Raw genomic sequence first — 9032 nt, 5'->3', positions numbered from 1 at the left:
CGATCCGCACGTACGTGCCGGGTTCGGTCTCGGGGCGGGTCGCGAGCGGCAGGGGGCGGACGCCGAGTCCGTGGGTCCTCACCAGGGCGAGCCCGTGCTCGGGGAGGGGGGTGACGGCGTCGGCGCCCGTGAGGCAGGTCCGGTCGCCGGGGGCGCGCAGCAGGAGCCGGGTGAGTCCGTCGACGGCCTCGTGGGAGGTGACGAGAGTGCCCTCGTGGTCGGCGAGGAAGCCGGTGCCGCGCGGCGAGCCCGCCGGATCACAGATCCGTACCAGCGTCGCCAGGTCCTCGCGTCCCATGGTGTCGACGGTAGGTCGGCGGTGATCACGAGGGAAACTCACCAGGGGAACGCGCCCCCCGGCGCTCCCCCCGTTCACTCCGAGCGCCTCCCCGTCCGGGTGAATCCGCGGCCGTCTGCCGGCGGAACGGCGACGGGACGTGCCGGGAACGGCCGTGGGGCGGGCACGCGTGCGTGCCCGCCCCACCGTGAGCGCGTGTCCGGGCCCCGGGCCCGCCGGTTCAGCCGAAGACGGCGAGGCTCTTGGCCTTGCCCCGCTGGTCCTCGACGAGCGCGAGCAGCGTCCCGCCCGGCCCGAAGACCGCGACCGGCCCCTGCGGGCAGGCGGGCATCTCCAGGCGGACCCCGTTCAGGAGCAGCCGGGCCCGCCTCTCGTCCACGTCCCAGCGCGGGAAGGCCGCCTCGGCGGCCTCGGCGACCGGCATGACCGTGAGCTCCTCCTGGAGCTGGTCGAGCGTCCGGGCCGCGTCCAGCTTGTACGGGCCGACCCGGGTGCGGCGCAGGGCGGTGAGGTGGCCGCCCACGCCGAGTCCGGCGCCGAGGTCCCGGGCCAGCGCCCGGATGTACGTACCGGAGGAGCAGACCACCGAGACGACCAGGTCGACGACGGGGGTGCCGTCCTCGGCGGTCTCCTCCCGCACGTCGTACACCCGGAAGGAGGAGACGGTGACCGGACGGGCCGGGATGTCGAACTCCTCGCCGCCGCGCACGCGCGCGTAGGACCGCTTGCCGTCGATCTTGATAGCGGAGACCTTCGACGGCACCTGCATGATGGCGCCGGTGAGCTCGGCCACGCCCGCGTCGATCTGCTCGCGGGTGACCTTCGACGCGTCGACCGACGCCGTGATCTCGCCCTCGGCGTCGTCGGTGACGGTGGTCTGGCCCAGGCGGATGGTGCCCAGGTACTCCTTCTCGGTCAGCGCGAGGTGACCGAGCAGCTTGGTCGCCCGCTCCACGCCGAGGACGAGGACGCCCGTGGCCATGGGGTCGAGCGTGCCGGCGTGGCCGACGCGGCGGGTCCTGGCGATCCCGCGCATCTTGGCCACGACGTCGTGCGAGGTGAAGCCCGACGGCTTGTCGACGATGACGAGGCCGTCGGGCGTCCTGTCTGCGGTGCTCATTCGGCGGCTTCGTCCTCGCCCTGCTTCTTGTACGGGTCGGCGTCACCGGCGAAGGTGGCGCCCGAGGAGGCCTGGCGCACCTGGGCGTCCGAGGCCCGTGCCTTGTCGAGGAGGTCCTCGATGGTCCGGGCGTTCTCCGGGAGGGCGTCGGCCACGAAGGTGAGCGTCGGGGTGAACTTGGTCCCGGCCGCCCGGCCCACCGCCGAACGGAGGACGCCCTTGGCGCTCTCCAGCCCGGCCGCGGCGCTGGCCCGGTCCTCCTCGTCGCCGTAGACCGTGTAGAAGACCGTGGCCTCCCGCAGGTCACCGGTGACACGGGTGTCCGTGATCGTCACGTGCGTGCCCAGGCGCGGGTCCTTGACACCGCGCTGGAGCTTCTCCGCGACCACCTCCCGGATGAGGTCCGCCAGTTTCTTCGCCCGCGCGTTGTCGGCCACTGGTCCGTCTCCTTCTTTGCCTTGCTCAATCAGTCTTCATCAGTGTGGAACCTGCGTCGCACCGACAGCAGCTCCACCTCCGGCCGGGCGGCGACGAGCCGCTCACAGCGGTCGAGCACGTCCGACACGAACCCCGGGTCCCCGGACACCAGCGCGACGCCCAGCCGGGCCCTGCGATGGAGGTCCTGGTCGCCCACCTCTGCCGCGCTCACGGAGAACTTGCGCTGGAGCTCGGCGACGATGGGCCGGACGACGGAGCGTTTCTCCTTCAGCGAGTGGACGTCGCCGAGGAGCAGGTCGAAGGACAGGGTCCCCACATACATGTGTGTCCGGATGTCCCGCCGGTTCGGGGTCAGTGGCCCCGCCGACCGCTCGGCGAGGACACCTGAAACCGTACACGCAACGGCCGGGGCCGATCGACGGAAATAATCTCCGCCGACCGGCCCCGGCTCACCGCTGTGCGTCAGGCGCGCGGCTTCTCGCGCATCTCGTACGTCGCGATGACGTCGTCGACCTTGATGTCGTTGAAGTTTCCGAGGTTGATACCACCCTCGAAGCCCTCGCGGATCTCGGTGACGTCGTCCTTGAAGCGACGCAGGCCCTCGATGTTGAGGTTCTCCGCCACGACCTTGCCGTCGCGGATGAGGCGCGCCTTGGTGTTGCGCTTGACCTCGCCCGAGCGGATGAGGACACCGGCGATGTTGCCCAGCTTGGACGAGCGGAAGACCTCGCGGATCTCCGCCGTGCCGAGCTCGACCTCTTCGTACTCCGGCTTGAGGAGGCCCTTGAGCGCCGCCTCGATCTCCTCGATCGCCTGGTAGATGACCGAGTAGTACCGGACGTCGACGCCCTCGCGCTCCGCCATCTGCGCGGCACGGCCGGCCGCGCGGACGTTGTAGCCGATGACGATGGCGTCGGAGCCCATGGCCAGGTCGATGTCGGACTCGGTGACCGCACCCACACCGCGGTGCAGGACGCGGATGTCGACCTCTTCACCGACGTCGAGCTGGAGCAGCGAGGACTCGAGAGCCTCGACCGCACCGGACGCGTCGCCCTTGATGATGAGGTTGAGTTCCTGGATCTGACCGGCCTTGAGCACCTTGTCGAGGTCCTCGAGGGACACCCGGCGGACGCGCTTGGCGAAGGCGGCGTTGCGCTCACGCGCGGCGCGCTTCTCGGCGATCTGGCGGGCCGTGCGGTCCTCGTCGACGACGAGGAAGTTGTCGCCGGCACCCGGGACGTTGGTGAGACCCAGGACCAGGACCGGAGTCGACGGGGTCGCCTCCTCGACGTTGTTGCCCTTGTCGTCGAGCATGGCCCGGACGCGGCCGTACGCGTCGCCGACGACCATGGTGTCGCCGATGCGCAGCGTTCCGCGCTGGACCAGGACCGTCGAGACGGCACCGCGGCCGCGGTCGAGGTGGGACTCGATCGCGATGCCCTGCGCGTCCTGGTTCGGGTTGGCCCGCAGGTCGAGCGAGGCGTCCGCGGTGAGGACCACGGCCTCCAGAAGGGCGTCGATGTTGAGGCCCTGCTTGGCGGAGATGTCGACGAACATGGTGTCGCCGCCGTACTCCTCGGCCACCAGACCGAACTCGGTCAGCTGACCGCGGACCTTGGTCGGGTCCGCGCCCTCGACGTCGATCTTGTTCACCGCGACCACGATCGGCACGTCGGCCGCCTTGGCGTGGTTGAGCGCCTCGATCGTCTGGGGCATCACACCGTCGTTGGCCGCCACCACGAGGATCGCGATGTCGGTCGACTTCGCACCACGGGCACGCATGGCGGTGAACGCCTCGTGACCCGGGGTGTCGATGAAGGTGATGGCCCGGTCCTCGTCGTTGACCTGGGTCGTGACCTGGTAGGCACCGATGTGCTGGGTGATGCCGCCGGCCTCGCCCGCGACGACGTTCGTCTTGCGGATGGCGTCGAGGAGCCGGGTCTTACCGTGGTCGACGTGACCCATGACGGTCACGACCGGCGGACGGGAGACCAGGGACTCTTCGCCGCCCTCGTCCTCGCCGAACTCGATGTCGAAGGACTCGAGCAGCTCACGGTCCTCCTCCTCCGGCGAGACGATCTGAACCTGGTAGTTCATCTCGTCGCCGAGGAGCTGCAGCGTCTCGTCGGAGACGGACTGCGTGGCCGTGACCATCTCGCCGAGGTTCATCATGACCGCGACGAGCGACGCCGGGTTGGCGTTGATCTTCTCCGCGAAGTCGGTGAGGGACGCACCGCGCGACAGGCGAATGGTCTCGCCGTTGCCGCGAGGCAGCATCACGCCGCCCACGGACGGGGCCTGCATGGCCTCGTACTCCTGGCGCCTCTGCCGCTTCGACTTGCGACCGCGGCGCGCGGGACCGCCGGGACGGCCGAAGGCGCCCTGCGTGCCACCACGGCCACCGGGACCACCGGGACGGCCACCGAAGCCGGGACGACCGCCGAAGCCGCCGCCACCGCCACCGGGACCACCCGGACGGCCACCGCCGCCACCGGGACCACCGGGACGGCCGGCGAAGCCGCCGCCGCCACCGCCGGGACCCGCCGGACGGCCGGCGAAGCCGGGACGACCGCCGCCACCGCCGCCGGGACCACCCGGACGACCGCCGGGGCCACCGGGGCCACGGCCGCCGGGGCCCGGACGCGGGCCGGCCGCGGGACGCTGCGGCATCATGCCCGGGTTCGGGCGGTTACCGCCGGGCGCGCCGCCCGGACGGGGAGCCTGCGGGCGCGGCATGCCGCCCGGAGTGGGCCGGCCGCCGGGAGCACCGCCCTGCGGACGCGGGGCGCCGCCGGGGCCGCCCTGCGGACGCGGGGCACCCGGAACGGCACCGGGGCCGCCGGGACGCGGGGCGCCGCCGCCGGGACGGGGCGTCTGCGGACGCGCCATGCCGGTGGAGCCACCCGAGGTGAAGGGGTTGTTGCCCGGACGAGGACCGGCCGGACGGGCACCGCCCGGACGGGGGGTCTGCTGGCCGGGGCGCGGTGCCTGCTGGCCCGGACGCGCCGACGACTGGCCCGGACGGGCACCGGCCGGACGCGGGCCGGGGGCGGCACCGCCGGGGCGCTGACCGGCGGCCGGGGCCGCCGGAGGCGCGGTGAACTCCGGGTTGGTCGGAGCCGGGGCGGCGGGCGCCGGCTTGGGCGCTGCCGCGGGCTTCGGGCCCGGAGTGGGACGCGGGCCCGGGGCGGGCGCCGCGGAGGGCTTCTCGGCCGCCGCGGGCTTGGGCGCCGGGGTGGGCGCGCCAGGCTTCGGGGCGGCGGGACGAGCCGCCTGCGCCGGGGACGGCGCGGGGTTCGCCTGCGCCGGCTTCGGCGCGGCGGGGGTGGGCGCCGCCTTGCGGGGCGCGCCGGGCTTGGCAGCGGTCTTGCCGGCGTTGCCGCCGGGACCCTGCAAAGCGTCAGTCAGCTTGCGCACGACCGGCGCCTCGATCGTCGAGGACGCCGAACGGACGAATTCACCGAGTTCTTGGAGCTTGGCCATGACGACCTTGCTCTCCACACCGAACTCCTTGGCGAGTTCGTATACCCGGACCTTAGCCACATCGCTCCTTTGAGGTCCGGTTACCGCCGGACCGTCGCTACTTCATGGGCGTACTCATCGCGTACTCATCGAGTGCTCATCGCAATCTCGACCTACTTCCAACTCGCGAGGTACCTGACCGCACGGTGTTCCGTGCCGTACTTCTTGTTCACTGCCGTGCCGCCTGCTCGACGTGGTGGCGGAGGGCCGCGGTGTCGAGCGGTCCCTGGACCCGGAAGGCCCGTGGGAACGCCCGGCGGCGGACCGCCAGGTCGAGACAGACCGAGGCGGGGTGCAGGTACGCACCCCGGCCGGGCAGCGTACCGCGATGATCGGGAACGCACTCGTCCTTATTCATCACGATCCGCAGCAGTTCGCTCTTGACCGCTCGCTCCCGGCATCCCACACAGGTTCGCTCAGGGCATACGCGGGCATGCGTCCGGCCAGACACTAGTAAGTCTACCTCCCCGTAGCGACCTCACCCGTGCGGGGCAAAAATCGAACAGCTGTTGGCCAAAAAACTTCTCGGCGCGGGGCTCAGTCCCGCGGCTCGACGGGCTCGGTGTCGGGCCGGATGTCGATGCGCCAGCCCGTGAGGCGGGCGGCGAGGCGGGCGTTCTGCCCCTCCTTGCCGATCGCCAGGGAGAGCTGGTAGTCCGGCACGGTCACCCGGGCGGAACGGGCCGCCATGTCGACGACCTCGACCCTGGAGACCCGGGCCGGGGAGAGCGCGTTCGCCACCATCTCGGCCGGGTCGTCCGACCAGTCGACGATGTCGATCTTCTCACCGAGCAGCTCCGCCATCACGTTGCGGACGCGGCTGCCCATGGGGCCGATGCAGGCGCCCTTGGCGTTCAGGCCCGAACGGGTGGACCGAACGGCGATCTTGGTGCGGTGGCCGGCCTCACGGGCGATGGCGGAGATCTCGACGGACCCGTCGGCGATCTCCGGCACCTCCAGGGCGAACAGCTTCTTCACCAGATTGGGGTGGGTGCGCGAGAGGGTGACGGACGGACCGCGCACGCCCTTCGCCACCCGGACGACGTACGTCCGCAGCCGCAGACCGTGCGTGTACTCCTCGCCCGGCACCTGCTCCTGCACCGGAAGGATGGCCTCCAGCTTGTCGTCCAGCTTGACGAGGACGTTCTTCGGGTCCTTGCCCTGCTGCACGACGCCGGCGACGACATCGCCCTCGCGGCGCGCGTACTCGCCGAAGGTCACGTCGTTCTCGGCGTCCCTCAGCCGCTGCTGGATCACCTGGCGGGCGGTGCTCGCCGCGATCCGGCCGAAGTCCGACGGGGTGTCGTCGAACTCCTTCGGCTCCTGCCCCTCCTCCAGGTCGGCGGGGTCTTCCTTCGCCCACACCGTCACGTGGCCCGTGTGACGGTCCAGCTCCACCCGCGCGTGACGGCGGGCGGACGGAGTGCGGTGGTAGGCGATGAGGAGGGCCGACTCGATCGCCTCGACCAGCAGATCGAAGGAGATCTCCTTCTCGGTCGCCAAGCCCTTCAGGAGCTTCACGTCGATGTCCACGGCTACGCCTCCTCTTCCTTCTTGTCCTTGCGGTTGAACTCGATCTCGACACGCGCCTTGGTGATCTCGGGGAAGCCGATCCGGCGGGCGGTGGCCTTGCGGCCCTTCACGCCCGGCACCTCCAGGTCGAGACCGTCCTCGTCCACGCCGAGGATCCTGGCCACCAGGTCCCCGCCTTCGGAGAGCTGCAGACGCACCAGCCGTCCGGTGGCCCGGACGTAGTGGCGGTGCTCGGTGAGGGGCCGGTCGGCGCCGGGGGAGCTGACTTCGAGGACGTACTCGCCCTCGCCCATCGCGTCGGTCTCGTCGAGCTTCTCGGAGATCGCGCGGCTCAGCTCGGCACAGGCGTCCAGTTCGACGCCCTCGTCGGAGTCGACGACGACCCTCAGCAGTCCGCGGCGGCCGGCCCGGGACACCTCGATCTCCTCCAGATCCAGGTCCTTCGCGTGGACGAGCGGCTCAATGAGTCCGCGCAGCCTGTCGCTCTGGGTGGTGCTCATCCGGGTGACTCCTCGGCCGCGTGTGCTGTTGTGGGTTCGTCGCGTGTCAGATCAAAGGGTATCCGGTCCGCGAGGGTGTTGCCGCCCACCGGCCCGGGGGCCGCGGGTACGCTCGCCTGCGGTGATCTGACGATCTTTCGAACTGAACGGAGAGAGCGTGACGACGACGGGCAGGCGCGCGCTCCTGGCGGCGGGCGCGGCGACCGGGGCCTCGGCGGTCCTCGCGGGCTGCACCTCCGGGGACGGCGGCGCGCGGCGGGCGAGCGCCGAGCGGGCGCGGGCCGAACGGGTGGCGCGCGCCGAGGCGGCGCTGCGGCAGCGGTCGGTGACGACGGCGCGAACCCTGGTGGAACGTTACGACGCCACCCTCGCCGCCCATCCCCCGCTCGCCGCCCGGCTCGGCCCGCTGCGCGCGTCGGCCGCCGCGCACGTGAAGGCGCTCGGCGAGGGCGGCACCGACGCCCGGCCCGCCCCCGCCACGCCCACGGCCCCCGCCTCCTCCCCCACCGCGCCGGCGGTGGCCGCGACGGCCGCGCCCGCTCCGGTGCCGGCCGACCCGGCGGCCGCGCTGGGTGAGCTGGCGTCCGCCGCCCGCAGGGCCGCCGACGCCCACGCCGCGGCCCTGCTCACCGCCCCGCCGGAGTACGCCCGGCTGCTCGCCTCCGTGGCCGCCGCCGGCGCCGCCCACGCCTTCCTGCTGACCGAAGGAGCCCGCCCGTGAGCGCCCTCGACGCGGCCCAGGCCGCCCTGGCCGCCGAGCACGCGGCGGTGTACGGGTACGGCGTCGTCGGTGGCCGGATCGGTACGGACCGCAAGGCGGAGGCCACCGCCGCCTTCGAGGCCCACCGGGCCCGGCGGGACGCCCTGCGGCGGACCGTGCGGGACCTCGGCGGCGCGCCGGTCGCCGCCGCGGCCGCGTACCGGCTGCCGTTCGCGGTGGACGACCCGGCGGGAGCGGTGCGGCTGGCCGCCGACCTGGAGGACCGGGTGGCCGGCGTCTACTCCGATCTCGTCCGGGCGGCCGAGGGCCCGCTGCGGGCCGAGGCCGCCGCCTCGCTGCGGGAGGCGGCGGTACGAGCCGTCCGCTGGCGCGGCACCGGCGTAACCTTTCCTGGGCTCGCCGAGCGCGTGTGAGTCCGGCCCGGGCCCCGACCAGAAGGACACGCATGGCTTTCGAACCGCCGCAGCGACTTGTCAGGGGGCTCGGTGAGACCTACGGGGACGTGGCGTCCGACTGGCTGGCAGCGCTCCCCGGCCTGGTCGAGCGGGCGGTCGGCCGGGCGTCGCTCTCCCCCGACCGGGTGGTCGCCCCCGGCGGGCGGGGCAGCCTGGTCCTCCTCGTGCGCCGTTCGGACGACTCCCCCGCCGCCCTGAAGGTCGCGCCGCCGTTCGCCCGTCCGGACCTGGAGGGCGCGGCCCTCGCGCACTGGAACGGCTGGGGCGCGGTCCGGCTGCTCGACGGGGCCGGAGAGGACGCGCTCGTCCTCGAACGGCTGCACCCCGAGGTGTCGCTGCGGTCCCTGCCCGAGGCGAAGGCGCTCCTGGAGGCGGCGGGCACGGTCCGCAGGCTGTGGGTGGAGCCCCCGGCCGGGCACGGCTTCGAGTCGGTGGGCGCGGGGGC

The 9032-nt window shown here is 73.0% G+C and carries 11 protein-coding genes; 3 read left to right on the top strand and 8 right to left on the bottom strand.

Going from position 1 to position 9032, the window contains the following annotated elements; translation table 11 throughout:
* The 8 genes from RIF68_RS17005 to rimP form a co-directional block, all read right to left on the bottom strand.
* The coding region (locus RIF68_RS17005; protein ID WP_309052116.1) for a hypothetical protein at nt 1-298 on the bottom strand (298 nt) is incomplete at its 3' end.
* A 220-nt stretch (nt 299-518) separates the two neighbouring features.
* On the bottom strand, nt 519-1418 hold the full coding sequence (truB, locus tag RIF68_RS17000; RefSeq protein ID WP_309052115.1) for a tRNA pseudouridine(55) synthase TruB: 900 nt from the start codon (nt 1416-1418) through the stop codon (nt 519-521).
* Nucleotides 1415-1855, bottom strand: coding sequence for a 30S ribosome-binding factor RbfA (gene rbfA / locus RIF68_RS16995; RefSeq protein ID WP_309052114.1), 441 nt, complete (start codon nt 1853-1855; stop codon nt 1415-1417). The genes truB and rbfA overlap by 4 nt, the downstream gene beginning before the upstream one ends.
* A 29-nt stretch (nt 1856-1884) precedes the next feature.
* Nucleotides 1885-2178 carry a DUF503 domain-containing protein gene (locus tag RIF68_RS16990; protein WP_309052113.1) on the bottom strand — a complete coding sequence of 98 codons (294 nt, stop codon included), beginning with the start codon at nt 2176-2178 and terminating at the stop codon, nt 1885-1887.
* A 140-nt stretch (nt 2179-2318) separates the two neighbouring features.
* Entirely contained in the window at nt 2319-5399 is a 3081-nt protein-coding gene (infB, locus tag RIF68_RS16985) for a translation initiation factor IF-2 (RefSeq protein WP_309052112.1), read from the bottom strand.
* Nucleotides 5400-5547: 148 nt separating this feature from the next.
* On the bottom strand, nt 5548-5829 hold the full coding sequence (locus RIF68_RS16980) for a YlxR family protein (RefSeq protein ID WP_309052111.1): 282 nt from the start codon (nt 5827-5829) through the stop codon (nt 5548-5550).
* Between the two features lie 86 nt (nt 5830-5915).
* A complete protein-coding gene (gene nusA / locus RIF68_RS16975) occupies nt 5916-6911 on the bottom strand; it encodes a transcription termination factor NusA (protein ID WP_309052110.1) in 996 nt (331 codons plus the stop codon).
* A gap of 2 nt (nt 6912-6913) precedes the next feature.
* A complete protein-coding gene (rimP, locus tag RIF68_RS16970; RefSeq protein ID WP_309052109.1) occupies nt 6914-7411 on the bottom strand; it encodes a ribosome maturation factor RimP in 498 nt (165 codons plus the stop codon).
* 157 nt (nt 7412-7568) lie between these two features.
* Between rimP and RIF68_RS16965 the strand changes: the two genes are divergently transcribed.
* From RIF68_RS16965 to RIF68_RS16955, 3 genes are all read left to right on the top strand, one after another.
* Nucleotides 7569-8132 (top strand): hypothetical protein, encoded by a 564-nt coding sequence (locus RIF68_RS16965; RefSeq protein ID WP_309052108.1) that lies wholly within the window; start codon nt 7569-7571, stop codon nt 8130-8132.
* Nucleotides 8129-8545 carry a ferritin-like domain-containing protein gene (locus RIF68_RS16960; RefSeq protein ID WP_309052107.1) on the top strand — a complete coding sequence of 139 codons (417 nt, stop codon included), beginning with the start codon at nt 8129-8131 and terminating at the stop codon, nt 8543-8545. Before RIF68_RS16965 ends, RIF68_RS16960 begins: the two co-directional genes overlap by 4 nt.
* 32 nt (nt 8546-8577) lie before the next feature.
* The coding region (locus tag RIF68_RS16955; RefSeq protein ID WP_309052106.1) for an aminoglycoside phosphotransferase family protein at nt 8578-9032 on the top strand (455 nt) is incomplete at its 3' end.

It is taken from the genome of Streptomyces sp., from assembly GCF_031178505.1.
GTDB classification, from domain to species: Bacteria; Actinomycetota; Actinomycetes; order Streptomycetales; family Streptomycetaceae; genus Streptomyces; species Streptomyces gulbargensis.
This window is presented reverse-complemented; position numbering and strand designations above follow the sequence as displayed.

Excerpts from the sequence above, each read along its gene's own strand:
- rimP (WP_309052109.1), bottom strand. The coding sequence starts at position 7,411 with ATGAGCACCACCCAGAGCGACAGGCTGCGCGGACTCATTGAGCCGCTC.
- truB (WP_309052115.1), bottom strand. The coding sequence starts at position 1,418 with ATGAGCACCGCAGACAGGACGCCCGACGGCCTCGTCATCGTCGACAAG.
- RIF68_RS16990 (WP_309052113.1), bottom strand. The coding sequence starts at position 2,178 with ATGTATGTGGGGACCCTGTCCTTCGACCTGCTCCTCGGCGACGTCCAC.